The sequence below is a fragment of the Aeromonas sp. FDAARGOS 1417 genome (genome assembly GCF_019046985.1).
Classification (GTDB): domain Bacteria; phylum Pseudomonadota; class Gammaproteobacteria; order Enterobacterales; family Aeromonadaceae; genus Aeromonas; species Aeromonas veronii.
Window position 1 is genome coordinate 1,487,086 of the sequence record NZ_CP077221.1, and the last position, 21,202, is coordinate 1,508,287.

The 21,202-nt window shown below is 58.8% G+C and carries 17 protein-coding genes and 1 pseudogene; 9 read left to right on the plus strand and 9 right to left on the minus strand.

Features of this window, described 5'->3' with window-relative positions:
- Positions 1-148: 148 nt before the first annotated feature.
- The 3 genes from I6L47_RS06490 to I6L47_RS06500 form a co-directional block, all read right to left on the minus strand.
- Positions 149-802: a transcriptional regulator gene (locus I6L47_RS06490; protein WP_005334376.1), complete on the minus strand. Its 654-nt coding sequence runs from the start codon at positions 800-802 to the stop codon at positions 149-151.
- Between the two features lie 64 nt (positions 803-866).
- On the minus strand, positions 867-2,156 hold the full coding sequence (locus I6L47_RS06495) for a serine dehydratase subunit alpha family protein (RefSeq protein ID WP_216948934.1): 1,290 nt from the start codon (positions 2,154-2,156) through the stop codon (positions 867-869).
- 22 nt (positions 2,157-2,178) lie between these two features.
- Positions 2,179-2,562, minus strand: a complete 384-nt coding sequence (locus I6L47_RS06500) for a Rid family detoxifying hydrolase (RefSeq protein WP_005344164.1) — start codon at positions 2,560-2,562, stop codon at positions 2,179-2,181.
- Between the two features lie 251 nt (positions 2,563-2,813).
- Here I6L47_RS06500 and I6L47_RS06505 point away from each other — a divergent pair, with 251 nt between their 5' ends.
- The 3 genes from I6L47_RS06505 to I6L47_RS06515 all read left to right on the plus strand — a co-directional run bounded on the left by I6L47_RS06505 (position 2,814) and on the right by I6L47_RS06515 (position 6,872).
- Complete coding sequence (locus I6L47_RS06505; RefSeq protein WP_005334398.1) at positions 2,814-4,109, plus strand: amino acid permease; 1,296 nt, start codon at positions 2,814-2,816, stop codon at positions 4,107-4,109.
- Between the two features lie 201 nt (positions 4,110-4,310).
- Positions 4,311-6,317 (plus strand): methyl-accepting chemotaxis protein, encoded by a 2,007-nt coding sequence (locus tag I6L47_RS06510; protein WP_216948935.1) that lies wholly within the window; start codon positions 4,311-4,313, stop codon positions 6,315-6,317.
- Positions 6,318-6,584: 267 nt separating this feature from the next.
- Positions 6,585-6,872, plus strand: coding sequence for a hypothetical protein (locus I6L47_RS06515; protein WP_108613157.1), 288 nt, complete (start codon positions 6,585-6,587; stop codon positions 6,870-6,872).
- An 80-nt stretch (positions 6,873-6,952) separates the two neighbouring features.
- Here I6L47_RS06515 and I6L47_RS06520 read toward each other — a convergent pair whose 3' ends face one another.
- Entirely contained in the window at positions 6,953-7,141 is a 189-nt protein-coding gene (locus I6L47_RS06520) for a hypothetical protein (protein WP_005334402.1), read from the minus strand.
- Between the two features lie 260 nt (positions 7,142-7,401).
- On the opposite strand from I6L47_RS06520, the pseudogene I6L47_RS06525 reads away from it, so the two are divergent.
- The 4 genes and pseudogenes from I6L47_RS06525 to I6L47_RS06540 all read left to right on the plus strand — a co-directional run bounded on the left by I6L47_RS06525 (position 7,402) and on the right by I6L47_RS06540 (position 11,944).
- Positions 7,402-8,333, plus strand: a pseudogene (locus I6L47_RS06525) (LysR substrate-binding domain-containing protein).
- A gap of 241 nt (positions 8,334-8,574) precedes the next feature.
- Positions 8,575-9,336 (plus strand): hypothetical protein, encoded by a 762-nt coding sequence (locus I6L47_RS06530; RefSeq protein ID WP_139460355.1) that lies wholly within the window; start codon positions 8,575-8,577, stop codon positions 9,334-9,336.
- Between the two features lie 104 nt (positions 9,337-9,440).
- Positions 9,441-11,423 (plus strand): alkyl/aryl-sulfatase, encoded by a 1,983-nt coding sequence (locus tag I6L47_RS06535; protein WP_216948936.1) that lies wholly within the window; start codon positions 9,441-9,443, stop codon positions 11,421-11,423.
- Positions 11,420-11,944: a hypothetical protein gene (locus I6L47_RS06540; RefSeq protein ID WP_005353417.1), complete on the plus strand. Its 525-nt coding sequence runs from the start codon at positions 11,420-11,422 to the stop codon at positions 11,942-11,944. Before I6L47_RS06535 ends, I6L47_RS06540 begins: the two co-directional genes overlap by 4 nt.
- 84 nt (positions 11,945-12,028) lie before the next feature.
- Here I6L47_RS06540 and speA read toward each other — a convergent pair whose 3' ends face one another.
- Positions 12,029-13,930 carry a biosynthetic arginine decarboxylase gene (gene speA, locus I6L47_RS06545; protein WP_005344160.1) on the minus strand — a complete coding sequence of 634 codons (1,902 nt, stop codon included), beginning with the start codon at positions 13,928-13,930 and terminating at the stop codon, positions 12,029-12,031.
- A 1,014-nt stretch (positions 13,931-14,944) separates the two neighbouring features.
- Here speA and pepT point away from each other — a divergent pair.
- The gene (gene pepT / locus I6L47_RS06550; protein WP_216948937.1) at positions 14,945-16,168 is read left to right on the plus strand and encodes a peptidase T; all 1,224 of its coding nucleotides are present in this window, start codon (positions 14,945-14,947) and stop codon (positions 16,166-16,168) included.
- 202 nt (positions 16,169-16,370) lie between these two features.
- Entirely contained in the window at positions 16,371-18,080 is a 1,710-nt protein-coding gene (locus tag I6L47_RS06555) for a lysophospholipid acyltransferase family protein (RefSeq protein WP_216948938.1), read from the plus strand.
- Positions 18,081-18,194: 114 nt separating this feature from the next.
- Here the strand turns inward: I6L47_RS06555 and I6L47_RS06560 are convergent, their stop codons facing one another.
- The 4 genes from I6L47_RS06560 to I6L47_RS06575 all read right to left on the minus strand — a co-directional run bounded on the left by I6L47_RS06560 (position 18,195) and on the right by I6L47_RS06575 (position 21,186).
- Positions 18,195-18,503: a SelT/SelW/SelH family protein gene (locus I6L47_RS06560; RefSeq protein WP_043821170.1), complete on the minus strand. Its 309-nt coding sequence runs from the start codon at positions 18,501-18,503 to the stop codon at positions 18,195-18,197.
- A 78-nt stretch (positions 18,504-18,581) separates the two neighbouring features.
- Entirely contained in the window at positions 18,582-19,706 is a 1,125-nt protein-coding gene (locus I6L47_RS06565; protein WP_216948939.1) for an adenosylhomocysteinase, read from the minus strand.
- Between the two features lie 182 nt (positions 19,707-19,888).
- The gene (locus I6L47_RS06570) at positions 19,889-20,626 is read right to left on the minus strand and encodes a hypothetical protein (RefSeq protein ID WP_216948940.1); all 738 of its coding nucleotides are present in this window, start codon (positions 20,624-20,626) and stop codon (positions 19,889-19,891) included.
- Positions 20,626-21,186 carry a YceI family protein gene (locus I6L47_RS06575; RefSeq protein ID WP_005334411.1) on the minus strand — a complete coding sequence of 187 codons (561 nt, stop codon included), beginning with the start codon at positions 21,184-21,186 and terminating at the stop codon, positions 20,626-20,628. The genes I6L47_RS06570 and I6L47_RS06575 overlap by 1 nt, the downstream gene beginning before the upstream one ends.
- Between the last annotated feature and the right edge of the window lie 16 nt (positions 21,187-21,202).

A 21,202-nucleotide genomic window follows, 5' to 3' on the forward strand; every position in this document is an offset into this window, starting at 1 on the left:
TCCAGCACGTTCAGAGAGATAGAAAAATAAAGGGGGGTGATGATAGCAGATGAGCCCGAAGGATGGCCCAAACAGAGAGGCTAAAACGGGCGTAAAAAACGGGTCAGGGCTGACCCGTTTGCTGCCAATTTGGCCAGATTAAACCGGCTCAGCCCTTCTTGATCTCCCGCAGATAGCGGTAGATGGAGTGGACCGAGATGCCGAGCTGGCGCGCGGCGATCTGGGCACTGTCCTTTAACTCGAAGATCCCCATGTCGTGCAGCTGGTTGACGATGACCCGGGTCTTCTGGGACGGGGGCACCGCCTCGTTGCCACGCACCTCGGCACTGACGGTGTCGATGGTGCTGTTGAGCGCTTCGTCGATGTTGCGGGCGAACACCTCCGGGGTGGCATGGCTCTCGTGGGGATGCATGCACTCCGGCATCATGGTGCGCAGCACGGATTGCAACGGGGCATCCATGTCGCTGTTGATACAGAGCAACCCGATGGCTCTGTGCTCCCCGTTGCGGATCACGGTAGTGATGGAGCGCAGGGTCTTGCCGGTGGCGCACTTGGTCATGTAGGGACTGGAGATATCCTGCCCGCTCTTGAGCTTCATCATCGCCAGGTTGGTGATGGGGGCGCCGACACTGCGGCCGGTGATATGGCCGTTGGCAATCTTGACGATCGAGGGATTGCGCGCATCCAGACTGTGGAGCAGCACTTCGGTGTGCTGACCATACATGGCGGCGATGCCGTCCACAATGTTCTCCATCGACTTGAGGATCTCAAAATCGCTCGGACTCAACTCTTGCAGCTTCACAATGGGACCTTCTTGCAAGGGTTGCTGCCGGACAATGGACGCCGGGCAGCAACCGACAGGGACATCAGGCAGACATGATATCAATAATGGTGCTGTCTGTGGCAGACATGCCCTCCTTCACCATCTGGCCGACGTTACGGATGGTCTGATCCACGTCGCCGGCGACGATCCCCTGCCCCGACACCGAGTGGCTGTTGAGGGCCATCAGGAAGCCGCGCACCGCCGCGCCGGAGGAGGTACTCACCTTCATGGCGCAGGAGGCTTTCGCCCCGTCGCACACCATGCCGGCACTGTCGCTCAGCACGTTTTGGATGGCGAAGCAGGATTGCTCGAAGCTGCCGCCCGCCAGATAGACCATGGCCATGGAGGCAGCCGCGCTGGTCACGGTATTGCCACAGAAGGCCGACAGCGGCGGATAGTGGGACTTGATATAGATGGCGCCCAGATGGCTCATGATGAGGGCGCGAGCCAGCTGCTCTTCGCTGGCCGCAAAGCGCTCGGCAATCACCATCACCGGAATGGTGGCGGCAATGCCCTGGTTGCCGCTGCCAAAGTTGCTCATGGCTGGCAGGGTCGCGCCTCCCATGCGGGCATCGGAGGCGGCCGCCGTCATCATCACGATGCGGTTCATCACATCCTCGCCGATAAGACCGGCATTGATGTTCTGCTGCATGGTGCGGCCAATCTCCAGGCCATAGGGGTTGTTCATCCCCTCGGCAGAGAGCTTGCCGTTAAGCTCGGAGGCTTTGAGGATGAACCTGATCTGCTCGAACTCCACCTGAGTGGCGAACTCGTAGATGGCGGCGATGCTGATATCGACGCCATCGCAGATGGAACCGGTGGCGCCGCCCTGGCTCTGATCGGCGGTGAAGGTCACCTCGCCATCGCGGCGCTGCTCGACGATGCGGGTATGACCGCCGCAGAGGGTCACTTCGGCGCTGTGTTCTTCACCCTTGTCATCAGAGCCATAAACGGTCACGCGGCAGAAGATAAACTCGGGGGCGGCGGTGCGGCTCACCTGCACCTTGCCGGCATCGATCAGCTGCTGGGCACGCTCCACCTGTGCTGGCTGGATCGCGGCCAGCACTTCCAGCCCGGCGTCGGCGTTACCGCCGATGGCACCGGCCGCGGCCGCAATGGCCAGACCGATCTTGCCAGTGCCCGGCACATAGACACCCATCGAGTTTTTATAGAGATTGTCCGACACCGCAACCTCGAGGCGACCGGGCTCACAGCCCAGTTGCCGGACGGCGACAGCCGCGGCATAGGCGGCGGCGATTGGCTCGGTACAACCCAGCGCTGGTTTGACAACCTGTTGAATAATCTGCAGATACTGCTGCCACGCTTGTTTCATCACTTGAACCTTTTTATCAGCATTAACGAGCGATATGGGCAATCGCTTCCACTTCAACCTTGACGCCCATCGGCAGATCCTTCACTGCGAAGCAGCTGCGCGCCGGACAATCTTTCTGGAAATAGGCTTTATAGACCTCGTTGAACGCGGCAAAATCGCTGATCTCGGCGAGGTAGCAGGTAGTTTTGAGCACGGTATCCAGCGAGCCGCCAGCGGCTTCCAGCACGGATTTCAGGTTTTCCAGTGACTGGCGGGTCTGGGCGGCAATGCCCCCTTCCACCACACCACCCTGCTGCTTGCAGACCGGCAACTGACCGGAGGTAAAGATAAGGTCGCCATAGGCAGTGCCGTGGCTGTAGGGACCGATAGCGTCAGGTGCCGCTGCTGCCGTGATGATGCGTTTCATATAGCCACTCCTGTTTGTTCAATTTTTTTTGCAATCATGAATCTCATTTCGTTCAACATTATTTGCTTTTTATTTTATCCATTCAACAAAAAGATACAAAAATGGCGTTTAAAGGCACCTTTCGGCCTCAATATAAACCGTGATCACCATCCTGATTTGAACAAAAGTACTCTTATGGGCATTGTTTATGACAGTTTCATTCAACTATATTTGCGCCGCTTTCCCACATCCCTACAAAAAAGAAGGTTTTAATGGACGCGCATAGCACTACACTCGCCAGCCCCGTGATGGGCACGCTGGAATGGAAAGAAGCGGTTCGCTTCGACAGCACCGACTGGGGCTGGATCATCATGAGCATCGGCATGGCCATCGGCGCAGGGATCGTCTTCCTGCCGGTACAGGTGGGTCTGATGGGCTTGTGGGTTTTTCTGCTCTCGGCTGTGATCGGCTACCCCGCCATGTACATGTTCCAGCGCCTCTTTATCAACACCCTGGCCACCTCGCCGGAGTGCAAGGATTACCCCAGCGTCATCACCGGCTACCTTGGCAAGAACTGGGGTGTACTGCTCGGTGCCCTCTACTTCGTGATGCTGGTGATCTGGGTCTTCGTCTACTCCACCGCCATCACCAATGACAGCGCCTCCTTCCTGCAGAGCTTCGGCGTCACCGACGGCCTGCTCTCCGAAAACCCGCTCTACGGTCTGGTGCTGATCTGCGGTCTGGTGGCTCTGGCCTCGCGCGGCGAAAACCTGCTGTTCAAGATCTCCACCTTTATGGTGCTGACCAAGATCAGCGTGGTGGCCGTGCTCGGCCTGATGATGGTGGACAAGTGGGATGCGGCCAACATCACCGCCATGCCCGCTGCCGGTGACTGGATGAAGGATGCCATCATCATGCTGCCCTTTACCCTCACCTCCATCCTCTTTATCCAGAGCCTGAGCCCCATGGTGATCTCCTACCGCTCGCGGGAAAAGTCGCTGGAAGTGGCCCGCTTCAAGGCGATGCGCGCCATGAATATCGCCTTCGGCATCCTGTTCGTGGTGGTGTTCTTCTACGCTGTCTCCTTCACTCTGGCCATGGGCCACGATCAGGCGGTCAAAGCCTCTGAAGAGAACATCTCCGCGCTGGCGATGGTAGCCCAGGGGATGCCCGGCCAGACCCTCAAGCTCCTGAGCCTCACCCTCAACATCTTCGCGGTGATGACCGCCTACTTCGGCGTTTACCTCGGTTTCCGTGAAGCCTGTCAGGGTCTGGCGATGAACCTGTTGCGCCGCGTCATGCCGGAAAACCGCATCAACAAAGGATTGGTGGGCAAAGGGATCATGGTGTTTACCGTCATGCTCTCCTGGGGTGCCATCGTGCTCAACGCACCGGTACTGAGCTTCACCTCCATCTGCAGCCCCATCTTCGGCATGGTGGGTTGCCTCATCCCGGCCTATCTGGTCTATCAGGTACCGGCGCTGCACAAGTACAAGGGCACCTCCCTCTACATCATCATCGTCACCGGCCTGCTGCTCTGCGTCTCGCCCTTCCTGGCGTTCAACTGATCGATTGCAAACGCCCTCCTTATCGACTTCGGGCCACCTTCGGGTGGCCCGTTTTCTATTGGGGCGGCTGACGGCGCCCCCGCCCGGAAGTAAAAAGCCAAGGGGATCACAACTTGCAACCGGCCATCACCCAAGGGAGGCCGCTCGGAGTACTATTCAGGCAACACGAATCACGCCCGCACTCAGGTATCGAGGCTTAACATGAAATGGATTTTCAACCCCGCCATCCGGCTGGGCAATCAGCTCTCCTTCAAATACAAATTCCTGCTCTGGTCCTGCCTGATGCTGCTGCCACTGGCCTACAGCATGGCCAATCTGCTGGGGCGGCTGCAGGATGACAACGCGCAGGCCAACCGCGAGCTGGCGGGAGTGGCCAATCTCACCCCCGTGCCCGCTATCGAGCAAGCCCTGCTCACCCATCGCAATCTGGTGACCCGTCACGCCTATGAAGTGGATCCGGTCGGTGATGATCAGGTCAAGGCAGCCGCACAAATAGTTGCTCAGAGCCTGCAAGCCTTTGCCGACACCCGCCAGAACAACCCCTCCTTTGAGGTGATCCAGCAGGGCTGGGCCGCCCTGCTGAGTGAAGCGGGCAAGCTGGAAGTGGAGCAGAGCAACCTGCGCCACGACAAGCTGCTGACCGAGGTGCGCCATCTCTACAAGCACATTACCGCCAGTAGCAGCCTGATCCAGGATCCGGCGCTCGGTACCTACTACATGGTGATCCTCGCCAGCGAGCGGTTGCCGCAGCTGCGCGACTTGCTGGCCCAAGTGCGGGATCGCGCCGCCACCATCGCCGATTTCGGCCTGTTTCAGGCAGAGGGCTACAGCGGCCTGCGTTTTCGTCTTGATCTTATCAGCGCCACCCTGCAGGAGCTGGAAGCAGACCTGACCCTGCTTTACCAGATTGAACCGGCCTACCGCGCCGAGCTGGGTCAGCAGACCGATGCTCTGATACAGCTGGTGCGTCAGGGGGTCGAGACCATGGAAAACAAGATGATGAAGGATCAGCTGGTGCAGCTCTCCACCAAGGAGGTGCAAGCGCTGGGGGATAAAATGGACGAGGCCATCACCGCACTGGCAGGCCTGGTACGCCAGCGGCTGGAAGCCGACTTGCATCAGCGGCTGGCCGCCAACCAGCTCCACTTCTGGTGGGTCACCGCGCCGCTGACCGCCAGCTTGCTGCTCTACCTCTACCTGATGATCGGTGCCTATCTCTCCCTGCGCGAAACCGTGGGGCGGGTGCGTGATATTGCCGCCCGGGTCAACGCCCAGGATCTCAGCCAGCACATCGAGATCGTCGGTCAGGATGAGCTGGCCGCCATCAGCCGGGATTACAACGTGACCCTGGAGACCCTGCGCACCCTGATGCGGCGAGTGCGGGAAAATGGCGTCACAGTAGTGGAGAGCGCTACCGAGATCGAAGCGCGCACCTGCCGCTCGCAGGAGGTCATTGCCGATCAGCAAGGGGAGACCCATCAGGTCGCTACCGCCATCAAGGAGCTGGCTGCGACTTCACAAGACATGGCGGGCAACGCCCTGCAAGCCGCCCGCATGACCCAGGAGGCGCAAAACGTGGTCGGTCAGGGCGAGGATGTAGTGGAACGCACCATCAAGGCCATCGATCATATCAACCGCGAGGTGCTGCGCACCGCCGACACCATAGGCCAGCTGGAGCAGCAGTGCAGTCAGATTGGTGGCGTCATCAGCGTGATCCGCGGCATCGCCGAGCAGACCAACCTGCTGGCCCTCAACGCTGCCATCGAAGCGGCCCGGGCCGGTGAGCAGGGTCGCGGCTTTGCGGTGGTGGCCGACGAGGTGCGATCTCTTGCCAACCGCACCCAAGGGGCTACCGTCGAGATCCAGCAGATGATTGAACAGCTGCAATCCGGCGCCCGCGCCTCGGTCACCGCCATGTCGGCGGCCAGCCATGAAGCGCAAGAGGGGGTCGGGCTGGCGCAGGAGGCGAAACAGGCTTTCGGCGCCATCACCGAGAAGGTGGATCGAATGGTCGATACCAACGCCATCATCGCCAGCGCCATCGAGCAGCAGGGCGCCGTGGTCAACGAGATCGAACGCAACGTGGTGCGCATCTCCGATGGCAGCGACGAGGCGCTGCAAGTGGCCAACGCCGCCCGCGATGCCGCCCGCCAGATCCACCAGCTCACCGAACAGCTGCGCGCCATGGTACAGAGCTTCGTGCTGTAACAGAGCGCTGACAAGCCGGGCTCAACGTGAGCCCGGCATTATCTCGGTCTCGCCCCTGCCAACAACATCTCGGTTGCTCGGATCATCCAGAAAATCTCTGCGACCCACTTGCCGGGCAAACGCCAACAAAGTAGTCTCGAACGAAAACAAAATGCGGCATTCCCGACACGCACGGTCTGCGATGTCGAGGCAAGCAAGCCGCCTGCGAGCCACAGATTAAAACCAGCGTCACGTCATTTATCACCCGCTTCAAGCGAGAATTTACCTATGGCCAGATACCAGTTTTTTACCATTCCGGCGTCCAATCGGCAGCAATACACCTTTATCGACATGGCATCTCCGACTTTTCTGAGTGAAAAGGCGGCACTGCTGACCCAAGGATTCGAGGTGGAGGAGGACTTTATTGACGCGACCAGTCCACGGGAGGCCGTCGAGAAGTACCAATCCAATTTTCTCTATGTAGCGGACGAGATTGGCAAGTCTGATAGCAGCTACGCTGCGGCCGTCGCCATGCTGGAGATTGGCAAGGGGTTATTGGGCAATAAAAACCGCTGAGATAAGGTACAGCGGTGAAGAGTGGTGGCCATCGTGGAAACGCGCCCGATGGCCATATGGCAAGACATCAATTCGGTAAGTCAGAAGCGCCCCAGCTGCTGGAGCATCTCGATCAGCTCCTCTTCGCTGCTCGGCTCATAGGCCAGCTGAAGGCTCGGCGCGGCGCCCCCCATCAGCATGTAGACGTTGGTGCTGCAGTGGTCGTAGTGATACCACTTACCGTCGATACAGACGTCGGTATAGCATCTCGGGTCCCTTTTCAGTTCCATATGCACATCCTTTTGTTGCATCCCATCAACATCACTCCTGACCGTAAGACAACCCGCTGCGACCTATCTTGATACAGATCAAGATGTGTAACGACGTCCTATCAAGAAACTGAAAGAATGCTCGCAACAGCTTGAATCATGATAAGTAATGACGCTGTCTTAGAGCTGTTAAGCTTCCCGTCAGTCATGACAGCAACAATCGAGGATATCGGCTGTTTTACCAAAATACTGGGTAAACGGGATAAAAACAGGATGACTTGATGGCGAGTCCACATATAGACCTCAACCTTTTTCGGATCTTCGATCGCGTCATGACCGAAAAAGGGGTATCAACAGCAGCCTGGATATGACCCCTGCGGCAATAAGCCAGGCCATTCGCCGCCTTAGCGACCAGATTGGCGAGCCACTATTTCTCCGGGAAGGACGCGGGATCACACCGACCAGCCGAGCCCTCGCCCTGCTCAGGGAGATCCGCACAGCCCTCAATACCATGGAGCGCTCCCTGCAACTCAATCAGGAGTTTAAGCCCGGCACCAGTCAGCGCGTCTTTCGCATCGCCAGCCATCCGGATCTGGATCTGCTCCTACTACCCAAATTACTTGCCCACCTCGCCACTACAGCACCTCACTGCCGCGTCGAATCAGTCCCCGGGCTCTATGAGGAGCACCTTCGCCAGCAAGCCCTTCGCCAGTACAATATCGACCTGATACTGGCCAGCACAGCATTGGAAGAGAGCGGCTTTTTGAATCAGCCACTGCTGAATCTGGAGCTCAGAGTGGTGTGCCGTGCAGCCCATCCCCGCATCGAACATCAGCTAGACTTCGAAACCTTCTTTGCTGAAGAACACGTGGTATGGGACGTAAGACGCAAAGATGACTGGGTGATCCGCAGCCTGACCGGCAAGAACTTGCCAGTACGAAAAATCGCCTATGAAAGCAACGCCCTGCTGACAGCGCTCTCTCTGGTCAGTCAGACTGACTGGCTTTGTGTCACCAGCCAATGGCATCTGGCCATGATGCGCCAACCGCTTGCCCTCAAGGACTTTCCTCTCCCCTGGGAATCAGCCCCCTGCCCCGTCTACATCAACTGGCATCAGAGTGCAAAACGAGACCCTGCACTCAGCTGGCTTATTCAACAGTTACAACTTCTCACCACAGCGGAACCCAATCGCAATGGTTTAACGCCTGCTTAACGATTGATTATTGCGAACTGCAATGATCGGGGATGCTGAACAAGTTACGCTAACTGCGTGTAAAAAGTGAGGCATCCTCTCTTTCTTATATAAATATGATTATAAGATGACACACTATTAATTGATGTCGTATCAACGCCATGGATTAATCATATTTCTGATGACACTCATTCACTAACCAAAATAAAAACACCATAACATGATTAAAAAAATACTCCTGCCCCTATGTATAGGGGTAGCTATGCCTGTCATCGCCAAATCATCAGACAATTCTGCACCATTACAGGATATGTCTGACCCACTGGCGGTATATAGCCAATGGGGAAGCGGCATTAGCGACGATGGTCTCAATCTGAAGTTCGGCAACCAATATGACAGCGGTAGCCAAAACAAACGGGCTATGAATATCATCGAGGCAAAAGGGATCATGGGTGAAAGCCTGGGCTGGTCCAATCATCAAAATCGTGACAACTCCCTCGACAGCCTGCGGCTGCGCAATTTCACCATCAATACCGAGAGCGGCCTCGGCACCCAGCTGGATATCATCTACAACTTTGATGAAAGTTATCTGGCCGAGCAGAACGCCTCTATCTCCTATAGCCTGATTAAAGCACTGCCTGCCTGGGGCCCGCTTCAGCTATATCCTCTGGCTGGAGTTGGTGCCAATATATCAATGAATCAATATATTGATAGTAATCGTAAACAGATCGATGCCGGTTATACCATTCCTGGCACATTTTATCTCGTCGGCATGTATAGCAAACTGACTCTTAATGAAAAGTGGTGGTTGAATTACAACCCTATGTTTGCCAATACCCTTTCAGGCTCCGAATTTTATAAAGAGAATGCCTTTGGTGATGGCGAAAGTGCAGCACTGTATCACGAGATCGCACTTTCCTATCAATACTCAGGTCGACTTAACTTCAGAACTTTCATCAACTGGAACAATATTGCCGGAATTGAGGAGGCCGCCTATCGACTGGAGTTCAACTACCAGTTCTGACACACCTTGCCAATTATGCTCAGCAAATTCAAATACGGCAGGCTGCAATCTCCTGACTACACTTAGCGCTGCCGCCCAACACAACTACCTCTGGAGTAATTCTGATGAAACCAAGGTTTTCAGCCCCCACGGTCGTCTCTCTATTGCTGTCCGGCACCCTGCTTCTGCAACCCGCCTGGGCAGTCATCGACCCCAAGCCTGCCAGCGAATTTACCATCAAGGCAAACCAGCAGGTGCTCACCACCCTGCCCTTCAATGACAAGCAGGATTTCGAGGATGCCCAGCGTGGCTTTATCGCCAAACCGGAGACCCTGACCATCAAGGATGACAAGGGCAACGTGGTGTGGGATCTGGAGCAGTACAAGACCTACATCGGCCTCGACAAGGCCGCGCCGGACAGCGTCAACCCCAGCCTGTGGCGCAATGCCCAGCTCAACATGCAGTACGGCTTGTTCAAGGTCACCGACAAGATTTACCAAATTCGCGGCTTTGATCTCTCCAACATCACCTTTATCGAAGGCAACAAGGGATGGGTGGTGTTCGATCCGCTGATCTCCCCGCAAACCGCCAAGGCAGCGCTTGCCTTCATCAACAAGACCCAAGGGGAGCGCCCGGTCACCGCGGTGGTCTACAGCCACTCCCACGTGGATCACTACGGCGGTGCCGCCGGTCTGTTCAACTCGCTGGACGAGGTGAAAAAGAACGGCGTCGAGATCATCGCGCCGGAAGGATTTACCGAACACGCGGTGTCGGAGAATGTCATCGCCGGCAACGCCATGGCTCGCCGCGCCGTCTACATGTACGGCGCCCTGCTGCCGCGCAACCCGCAGGGGGGCGTCAATGGCGGTCTGGGGCAAACCACTTCCACCGGCGTGCCCTCGCTGCTGCTGCCAACCCGCTTTATCACCAAAACCGGTGAGACGCTGACGGTCGATGGCGTCAAGATGGTCTTCCAGATGACTCCGGGCACCGAAGCCCCGGCCGAGATGAACACCTGGTTCCCGGACAGCAAAGCATTGTGGATGGCCGAAAACACCACCAACACCATGCACAACATCCTCACCCTGCGCGGCGCCCAGGTGCGCGATGCGCTGAAGTGGGCCAGCTTTCTCAACGAGACCATCGAAACCTGGGGTGATCAGGCCGAGGTCAAGTTCCAGAGTCACCACTGGCCACGCTGGGGCAATGCCAATATCGTCGACTACTTCAAGAAGCAGCGTGACCTCTACAAATACATCCACGACCAGTCGGTGCGCCTGATGAACATGGGTTATACCGGCGAGGAGATCTCCGAGCAGATCACCCTCCCCCCCGAGCTCAACGACTTCTGGCCGAACCGCGGTTATTACGGCACCCTGCGCCACAACAGCCGCGCCATCTATCAGCGCTATATGGGCTGGTACTCCGGCAACCCCTCCGATCTCGACAACCTGCCCCCAGAAATGGTCGCCCCCAAATATATCGAGTTCATGGGGGGCGAGCAGGAGGTACTGAAAAAAGCCAAAACTTCGTTCGACAAGGGGGAATATCGCTGGGTAGCAGAAGTGCTCAAGCATCTGGTGTTTGCCAACCCGGGCAACACAGAGGGTAAGCTGCTGCTGGCAGATGCACTGGAGCAGCTGGGCTATCAGGCTGAATCCGGCCCGTGGCGCTCCGTCTATCTGCAAGGCGCCTATGAGCTGCGCAATGGCGTTCCCAATGTTGGCGGAACAGTCACCGCCTCGCCGGATACCATCCGGGCCATGAGCCCCAGCATGCTGTTTGACTATCTCTCGGTGCGCATTAATCCCGAGAAAGCGGCGGGCAAGAAGATGGTCATCAACATGGCGTTCACCGACATCGAGGAGAAACATACCCTGAGTCTGGAGAACTCGGTGCTCAACCACACAACCCGCTATGCCGCCAAGCCTGATGTGACCATTACCCTGAGCAAGAAGGCGCTGGATGATATCCAGCTCGGTCAGGGCACCATGGAGCAGAAGATCGCCAACGGAGAGATCAAGATCGAGGGTGATCAGCAGAAGTTCAGTGACTTCATCAGCCTGCTCGACAAGTTCAACTTCTGGTTCAACATAGTGACGCCATGATGCAACGCACCTTGCGCGCATGCATGGTCCTGCTCTGCCTCATCCCCGGGATGGGGCAGAGCTGTGGTTATGATGCCCTTTATCCCAATCCGTTCGAACAGAGCTGGCCGGGGACGGTCAATATTGCCATGGCCACGGCGACTGCGGTGAGCCGTGAGCAGTTGCCCCCCTTGGCAGCCCTGACAGGCGAAGCCGGCTTCTCCCGTAGCCAGGCATGGCTCCAAACCCTCAAAAGTCGACTCCAGCAGGCAGGGGTAGGTGGCGGGATCTCCATTCTGCTTATCGACTCAGGACTCTGGTCCAGAGTACGAGGCAAGGAGTCCCTACTGCTCCAGTTGCACACCAGCGGCCCAAACCCAAAAGACCGGGTGATGCTGCTGAGTGAAGCCGCCATCAACGCCATGTTGAATGGGTCGCTCACCATCGAGCAGGGACTGCAATTGGGTATTGTGGAGCTGCAAAGAGACGACAATCAGCAGTTGCAGCGGGATCTGCACAAGGCGCTGAGCTCGCAGACCTGACCGCCACAGGAGGAACAGATAGAACAAAGGGAGGCAAATGCCTCCCTTTTTTATGCCTTCACGGCGAACGTCAAGCGCGGGCGCTTATTCGTCTTCCAGATAGGCGTAGCCTTGCAGGCCCAGCTCCAGTTCGTCGAGCAGGGCTTTGCGAGTGGCATCGTCCAGCGCTGGGTGAGCGGCGATCCGCTGGTAGTTTTCGCGGATCACGGACGGGTCGATGTTGACGTAACGCAGCAGCTGGTCGACGGTGTCGCCGCGCACCACGTTGCGAATGTCCATCTTGCCCTCTTCGTCCAGCCACACTTCCGCGCAGTGGGTGTCACCGAACAGGTTGTGCAGATCGCCGAGGATCTCCTGATAGGCACCGACCAGGAAGAAGCCGACGTGGCACTCTTCGTTCTCGCCGTAGACCGGCATTGGCAGGGTGCTTTCGACCCCCAGACCGTCGACATAGTGCTCGACCTGACCGTCGGAGTCACAGGTGATATCCATCAGGATACCGCGACGGCTAAGCGGACGATCGAGACCAGCCAGCGGCATCACCGGGAATACCTGACCGATACCCCAGGCATCCGGCAGAGACTGGAACAGGGAGAAGTTGGCAAAGCACTTGTCCGCCAGCTTTTCACTCAGTTCGTCAGCCAGCGCACGGTGGTTGCGGTTGACCGGGTTGAGCATCTCTTTGAGTGCCAGACAGGTGTTCTGGTGCAGCATCTCGGCCCAGGCACGCTGTTCAAGGTTCAAGAGGCCCATGGTGTACTGGGTATTCACGTCACCCAGATCTGCCACCGAGTCATGGAAGATCTCCAGCAGGGAGGGATCTTCGCTGCGCAGATCCAGCCAGCCTTTCCACATGTTCTGCAGAATGGTCGGTGCATCTTCGTCCGGCGCGCTGATGTCGTTCATCTCCACCCCTTCGGCACCAATGATATTGGTAACCAGCACGGCGTGGTGAGCGGTCAGGGCACGGCCGGACTCGCTGATGATGGTCGGGTGCGGCAGGTCGAACTCGCGGCAGACATCGCCGATGCCCCATACCACGTTGTTGGCGTACTCGGAGAGGCTGTAGTTGGCGGAGCAGTGGCTCTGGGAACGGGTTCCCTCGTAGTCCACGCCCAAGCCGCCGCCGACGTCAACGACTTCGATGTTGGCACCGAGGCGACGCAGTTCAGCGTAGAAACGGCCGCACTCGCGGATGCCGCCCTGAATGTCGCGAATATTGGCGATCTGGGAGCCCAGATGGAAGTGCAGCAGTTGCAGGCAATCCAGCTTGCCCAGCCCGCGCAGACGCTCGATCAGCGCCAGGATCTGGGAGGCGGAGAGACCAAATTTGGACATGGAGCCACCGCTCGATTCCCACATGCCGGAGCCGGTGGAAGCGAGCTTGGCACGCACCCCGATGTTGGGCTTGATGTTGAGACGAGCTGACTCGTCCAGCACCATCTCCAGCTCGGAGGGCTTCTCCACCACGATGTAGACCTTGTGGCCCATCAGGTTGCCCAAGAGGGCGTGGCGGATATATTCGCGGTCTTTGTAACCGTTGCAGACGATCACCGAGCCTTGCTCATGGTGATGGGACAGCACGGCCAGCAGTTCCGGTTTGGAACCAGCTTCCAGGCCAAGCCGGGGCTTGTCGCTGTAGGACTGGCTGATGGTCTCGATGACACGACGCTGCTGGTTTACCTTGATCGGGTAAACGCAGAGGTAGTCCCCTTCATAGCCAGACTTCTCGATGGCCTGACCAAAAGCGTTGAACAGCGCATCGACCCGACTCTTGAGGATGTCAGGGAAGCGCAGCAACACGGGGGTGGTCAGCCCGGACTGACGCAACTGTTCGATGGCGTCAGAAAGCACGATATGTGCGTCAGGGCGTGATTTGTCGGGGGCGACGGTCACATGACCGGCGTCATTGATATTGAAAAAACCCGCACCCCAGTAGGGAACGTTGTAGACCTTCAAGGAGTCCTTGCTGGACCAGTTAGTCATGGGCTATGCCTCGCAAATGAGCGACCCAAAGTCGCCTTCGTTACCCTCAATCACATCCAGACCATCTAGTGCAGAGTACGGCGAGCGCTGCCATCACGAGACGCAGCCACCCAAACCAACGCTTTGCACATCGCGGCAAGCCAGAGGCTGCCTGGTGGATCTTGGGGAAGTAACGAGTCTTGATGTGGGGCTGGTGGCTTTACATCAAGCTCAACGGTATGCGGTGCCACTATGCCGTAGCGCCGCGGTACTTTGATGACAGACGACATCAGCCACGCCGTCAGTTCATCATTCGGCAGCGATCCCGACAGAAGGAGAGGGTTCCAAGGAAGAGAAGCGAAGGCGCCAGCACGCATGCGTGTTGATAGACGACAACAACCACAGCCCACCTCACCGTCAGTGACCGCCCATGACAAGGGAAGATGATGAGCCGGTGGCCCACTCGGTCAAATGAAGGATGAGAGTCTGTTGTTCTCCCTGATACCGGAGCCTAACCGGTATTAAAGAAACCATTCCCCAGCAGTGTCTGTCGTTTCTGCGTGCCTCGCCCTATAGGCGTATGATCGGTCGGGTTTCTGGCGGCTCTGCCTGCTTCAGGGTTGCCCTTGGATCGGCGCGGAGTGTACACACTTACCGCGGGCAGTGACAATAAAAAATAGTGTTCAAAATCCCCTTTTAATAAGTCGATCAAATCTTGCTGGCGGGCAGGCGGGCTCTGGGATGGCGCAGGTTATGCGACAACCCGGTTTCCCCTTGAAAAGTGTGTGAAAACGCCATGATTGGGCTGACGCCTTGCTGTGCGGTGGCTGAAGGAAATTTGGCCACCACCGCCAGCGCCTAAATATCGCAATAAATGCCACATTTATGCGATCTCCCTCCCGGACGTTGCCCCGCGCGCCGCACATTCGCCGCTCTCCCCTTGCGTCAAAAAATGGGAAAAACCTGCGCTGACGCAATGAGTGCACTACACAGATTGGCCACAATGACCGCTCACAATCGGTTAGAGGCTGACTAATGGATACCCTGCTTGAGCGTTTTCTGCGTTACGTAACTTTTCATACCCGCTCCGATGAGACCAATCCAGCCTGCCCCAGCAGCGAAGGCCAGCTGACCTTTGCCCGTGCCCTGCAAGAAGAGATGAAGGCGCTGGGGCTGAGCCAGGTCACCCTGGATGAGCACGGCTACCTCACCGGCTGCCTGCCGGGCAACCAGCCGGACGCCCCCGCCATCGGCCTGATTGCCCACATGGACACCGCCGACTACGAGGCGGAGCACGTAGTTCCGCAAATCATCGAAAACTATCAGGGCGGCGACATCTGCCTTGGCAAGGGTGACGAGGTGCTCGCCATCCGTGACTACCGCTTCCTGAAAAACTACCTGGGTCAGGACCTCATCACCACCGACGGCACCACCTTGCTTGGCGCCGACGACAAGGCGGGTATCGCCGAGATCCTCACTGCCATCGACCACCTGCAGGCCCACCCCGAGATCCCCCGCGGCGATATCTGGGTCGGCTTTACTCCGGATGAGGAGATCGGCCGCGGCGCCAACCTGTTCCCGCTGGAGAGATTCCCGGCCAAGTGGGCCTATACCGTGGATGGCGGCGAACTGGGCGAGCTGGAGTATGAAAACTTCAACGCCGCCAGCGCCACGGTGCGTTTTATCGGCAATAACGTCCACCCCGGCACCGCCAAGGGGAGCATGATCAACAGCCAGACCCTGGCCGCCCGCTTCCATGCCGCCATGCCTGCCGAGCAGACCCCGGAGTGCACCGAAGGGTATGAGGGCTTCTTCCATCTGGCCCAGATGAGCGGCACCGTGGAGGAGAGCACCCTGCACTACATCATCCGTGACTTTGACGACGAGCACTTCGCCGCGCGCAAGGCCGAGATGCAGAACCGGGTGGCCGCCCTGCAGGCCGAGTATCCCAAGGCCCGCATCGAGCTGACCCTGACCGACAGCTATCGCAACATGCGCAGCCAGATCGAGCCGCACATGCATATCGTCGAGCTGGCCAAGGCCGCCATGGAAGCCGCCGACGTGGTGCCGAAGATCAAGCCCATTCGCGGCGGTACCGATGGCGCCCGCCTCTCCTTTATGGGTCTGCCCTGCCCCAACCTCTTCACCGGTGGCCACAACTTCCACGGCAAGCACGAGTTCATCCCGCTGCAATCGATGGAGAAATCGGTCGCCACCCTGGTGGAGCTGGTACGCCTCACCGCAGCCTGGCGCGGTTAATCGATTACCATGACAACCAAGGGGGGAGCCGGTTAACCGGCGCCCCCCTTGCTATCTGGCCATCACCCATCAAGAAAGGGAAACCGGGGAGGGTCGCTCAGGAGCTACTGGCTGCCGCTGCCATCAAACTGTCATCCCGCTGACATGTCGCGGGAACAGTGCCACATCATGCTGGGAGCAACGGATCGCCGGAGCCCTCCAGATGTTCACTATCGATACCCTGCTGACCCAGCACTTCCCCCGCCTGCTTGGCTACCCCCTGCTCACCCCGCTGTTAAAGCGGCTGTTGGGCTGGCTGCTCAACGAACGTGTCTTTGCCGACTTTGCCACCCGCTACCCGCACCTGCGCGGCCTCGACTTTGTCGAGCAGGCGCTGACCCAGCTCGATTTCGACTATCGGGTCAGCGAGGCGCAACTGGAGCATATTCCCGCCAGCGGCCGGGTCATTCTTGTTGCCAACCACCCCATCGGCTCGCTGGACGGACTGGCGCTGCTGCAACTGCTCGGTCGCATCCGCCCCGATGTGAAGATCGTCGCCAACCAGCTGCTGGCCCAGCTCGCGCCGCTGCGCCCTTTGCTATTGCCGGTGGACAATATGGAGGGCAAGACCGATCGACAGGCCATCCTCGCCATGAACGAACACCTCGCCCATGAAGGGGCGCTGGTGATCTTCCCCGCAGGTGAAGTCTCGCGGCTTGGCCTCAAGGGGGTGAAAGATGGCCCCTGGCAGGCAGGCTTTATCAAGCTGGCCCAGCGCACCCGCACCCCGCTGGTGCCCATCCATCTGGGGGGACGCAACAGCCTCTGGTTCTATCTCGCCTCCTGGCTCAACAAGCCCGCCTCCGCCCTGTTGCTGGTACGCCAGCTGTTTCGCCAGCAGGGGCAGACCCTGCCGGTGACCATAGGGGCGCGCATTCCACTCGGCAGTTTTCAGGATCTACCCGCCAAGACGGCGGCGCGGCTGGTGCGCAACCACCTCTACCGGATTGGCCGTGGCAAGGCGGGACGGCTGCAGACCGAGGCCCCCATCGCCCTGCCGGAGGATCGCCGCCAACTCAAACAGGCCATCGAAAGCTGCGAGCAGCTCGGCACCACCCCGGATGGTCAGGGGATCTACCTCTACCGCCGCCATGAACTGAGTCACTCGGTGATCCTGCGCGAGCTGGGGCGACTGCGGGAGATCGCCTTTCGCGCTGTGGGGGAAGGATCCGGCAAAAGGCGGGATCTCGATGGCTTTGACAACGACTATCACCACCTGATCCTCTGGGATCCGGCCCGACTCGATATTATCGGCGCCTACCGGTTCGCCCCGGTGGCGGAGCTGCTGGCCAGCAAGGGGAAGGATGGCCTCTACAGCCACACCCTGTTCGGCTTTGAGGATAAGCTGCTGCCCCGGCTGGAACAGGCCATCGAGCTTGGCCGCAGCTTTATTCAGCCCGCCTACTGGGGCAAGCGGGGGCTCGATTATCTCTGGTTCGGCATCGGTGCCTATCTGGCCCGCTATCCCCGCTACCGCTACCTGTTTGGCCCGGTGTCGCTCTCCGGCAGCCTGCCGCCGGCGGCCAAGGATCTGCTGGTGAGCTTCTACCGCCAGCACTTTGCCCCCGAGCTGGCGCTGGCCCCCTCCCGCCGTCCCTACCCCGAGACGCAGCCTCTGTTCGAGGGGGTGGATTACGGCGCCGATCTCAAAGCACTCAAGGCCCGCCTCGACAATCTGGGCTGCGCCATCCCCACCCTCTACAAGCAGTATTCCGAGCTGTGCGAGCCGGGCGGGGTGCAGTTTATGGATTTTGGCATCGACCCCGACTTCAACCACTGCATCGACGGGCTGGTGTGGGTCGATGTGAGCCGCATCAAGTCCCACAAGCGGGCCCGCTATATCGGCAGCCATCTGACCGAGCCGCGCTCATAGCCCTGCTGGCGCCAGGCAAACAGCCAAAGGCAAAAAAGGAGAGAGAGGCCATCGCCTCCCTCTCCTTTCGATCTAATGCTCAGCACCTTTTCGAGGCGCTCGGCCCATCTTGCGTTACTCGGCCGCCTTGCGATCCGAGTGGCCGAGATCCCGCTCAGGGGCGATGACATCGCGCACCCGCTGCTTGATCTCCTTGGCCTCGGGGAAGCCGTCATCGACCACCCGATCCCACACCTGCACCCCGCTCACCAGAATGCGGAACTCCCCCTTGCTGGCCGGCACCAGCGCTACCTCCCCCAGATCGCTGTCGAAGGTGGATAGCAGCTCCTGCGCCAGCCAGGCGGCGCGCAGCATCCAGCGACAGAGGGTGCAGTAGCGGATTTCGATGCGGGGTTTGCTGATCAGGGTTTCAGACTCGGTCATGAGTGACTCCATAAAAAAAGCGGCCAATGGCGGGAAGTGGCGTACCGCCACCCAATGGCCGATCCCGATTCGGTCAAATCAGTGCTGATCAACCCCATGAAAATCGGCCAGCCAATGGCGGGCAATGGTACGCATCGCCGATTCTGGCAGCTCGAACAGGCCGGGAGCAAGAGGGCCTGCCGCCAGCATCCGGATCCCTTCCATGATCTCCGCCAGCACCAGATAGACATATTCACCAATCACGGCGCCATGGACGAAGTTGACCGCCTCGCCCCGGTTGAGCAGGTAGATCTGGGTACCATCCGGCCGGTTGAGGGCCAGCACATGGGGGCACACATCTTCGCTCGGCCACGGCAACTGGGCCAGCGAGAAGGCAAACTCGTCGTCGGCCGAGGTGACCGAGGCGACCATGGTGCCGGGGCGCAGCGCCTGCAGATCCACCAAGTCCAGCGAGCCGTTGCCGGTAGAGCAGATCACCAGCTCGGCACGGCTCAAGGCTTCAGCCTTGGTGATCAAGCGAAAACCGTGAGAGAGCGCTTCGACCTGTCGCAGCACATCGGTTTCCACCAGCCCGAGATGGAGGTTGCGACAACGCAGGTCGCGGGCGATGCTGCGCCCCACCTTGCCATAGCCAAACAGCACGGCTTCGCAGACGTTGAAAGTACGGTTGAGATTACGAGCCAGCGACTCCGCGGAGTAGACCACGCTCAGACCAATCTGGATATCCTCGGCCTGCTTGAGGGGGCTGCGAGCCACCGACACCACAGGGGTCGCCAGCACCTCCTGCTCATAGCGTTGATGGCCGTTCTCGGTCATCTCCACCACCCCGAGGAAACGGGGGCCGAAGTATTCACTCAAGATCACCTGGGTTTTGGCAAAGTAACCACCAATATCGAGGATCAGCAACCGCTCGTGGGGGGCCACCAGCGGCGCAATCTGCTGGATGATACTGTCGGGATCATTGGTCCAGCGCCGGTTGAGGGGCAGCACTGGATAGTGCTGGGATACCCACTCCAGGGTCGGGCCGTGTACCGATTTCGGTTTGGGTAAAATGGCACCAATCCGCCCAATCCGGGAAAGCGCTTCGATAAAATGGGGGCGATCGGGAAGCAGGTGAGTGACCAGCAAAATGCAGAGACCATCGATACGTCCCTGTCCGGTGAAATGGCGAAAAAACAGATGCTCAGATCCTTGACTGCGCAACTGTGGCCTCCTTATGTGCCGCAAAGCAGGCAAACAGAACCCGGCGCGGCCGGGTTCTGTGTGTGTCCAAATAAAATGAAAAACCTTTTTATCTGAAACACATAGGTGGCTCAATCATTATCTGCCAAGAGTATGAGCGGGTATGCAAAAATGACTGTAATTGCCTGTTTTTCATGCAAAGGTCAGTACAAAGAAGCAGCAGGCCACACCCACCACAGGCTGAGCCCGGTTCCTGCGGCAGCAAGCAATATCAGCCCACCCCAACGCACTGGCCACGGTTTGTCACACAACGCCCACTCCAGCAGCGGCAGCAACCAGACCGGCAGCAACACCACCAGCGGCACCTCCACATATTGCCAGGCGAGCATCTGGACGAAGGCGAGGGCCAGCGCCAGACCGGCGGGTGCTACCTTAATGCCAACAAAGGTGGCGAGCAGGGCGCGAAAACCGGCGAAAGCGGCCAGAGCACCGGCCAGCTGGGCAATCAGCAGACTGCCATCGATGCCGATCACCAGCGCCAGCCAGATAAAGCCGAGGGCAAACCCGAGCCCCTCGCGGCTATCACCGCGCAGACCGCTCCAACCAAACCAGAGGATGGCGGGCAGTAGCGCCAGCCAGATCCCGGGTTCGCTCGCCAGTACCGAGGCCAATCCCTGCCACCACACCAGCGCACTGAACACCGCAAAGAGCAGCAGTGAACCGCGCAGATCGTTCACCTGAGCCGCAATGGCGGGCACCAGCAGGGTCAGCGGCAGCCACTGCCACGCCTTTTCCGGCATGCCATAGAGGCCGCCGAGCCAGGATCCCACCAGCCAGAGCGCCAGCGCGCCCCACAGATAACCCAATCGCGGCCAGCGCCACGATAGCAAAGCGGCTCCCAGAGGAGCCGCCAGGGTTTGCAGCAGAAGTTCCGCGCCCATTACTTGCGCACGCCTTCGACAAACAGGTTGATGTTCATCTCGTCCGGGATGCCGGGCAGCATGTAGCTCACGCCAAAGTCACTGCGCTTGATGGTGGTGGAGGCGTTGAAACCGCTGCGGTAGCCGCCCCAGGGATCCTTGCCTTCGCCGATCTTGACCAGATCGAAGGCCACTTCCTTGGAGACGCCGTGCAGGGTCAGGGTCCCTTTCAGCACGCCTTTATCCTTGGTGCCCTCGTAAGCGGAGCTGACGAAGGTCATCTTGGGATACTGCTTCACGTCGAGGAAGTCCGGACTGCGCAGGTGCTTGTCGCGGGCTTCGTGATTGGAGTCGACGCTGGCGGCATCCACTTCAAAGCTTGCCTTGGCGGCCGCCGGGTTGGCGTCATCCATGCTGAAGGTGCCGCTGAAGGTGTTGAAGCGACCCACCAGCTCGGAGAAGCCCAGGTGACCCACCTTGAACTGCACCGTGGTGTGCGCCGCATCCACGTCGTAATCCGCCGCCATCAGAGGGGTAGCCATAAACAGGCAGGAGGCCAGCAGAGCCTTGGTCATTTTCATCCGTTCGTTCCTTCAT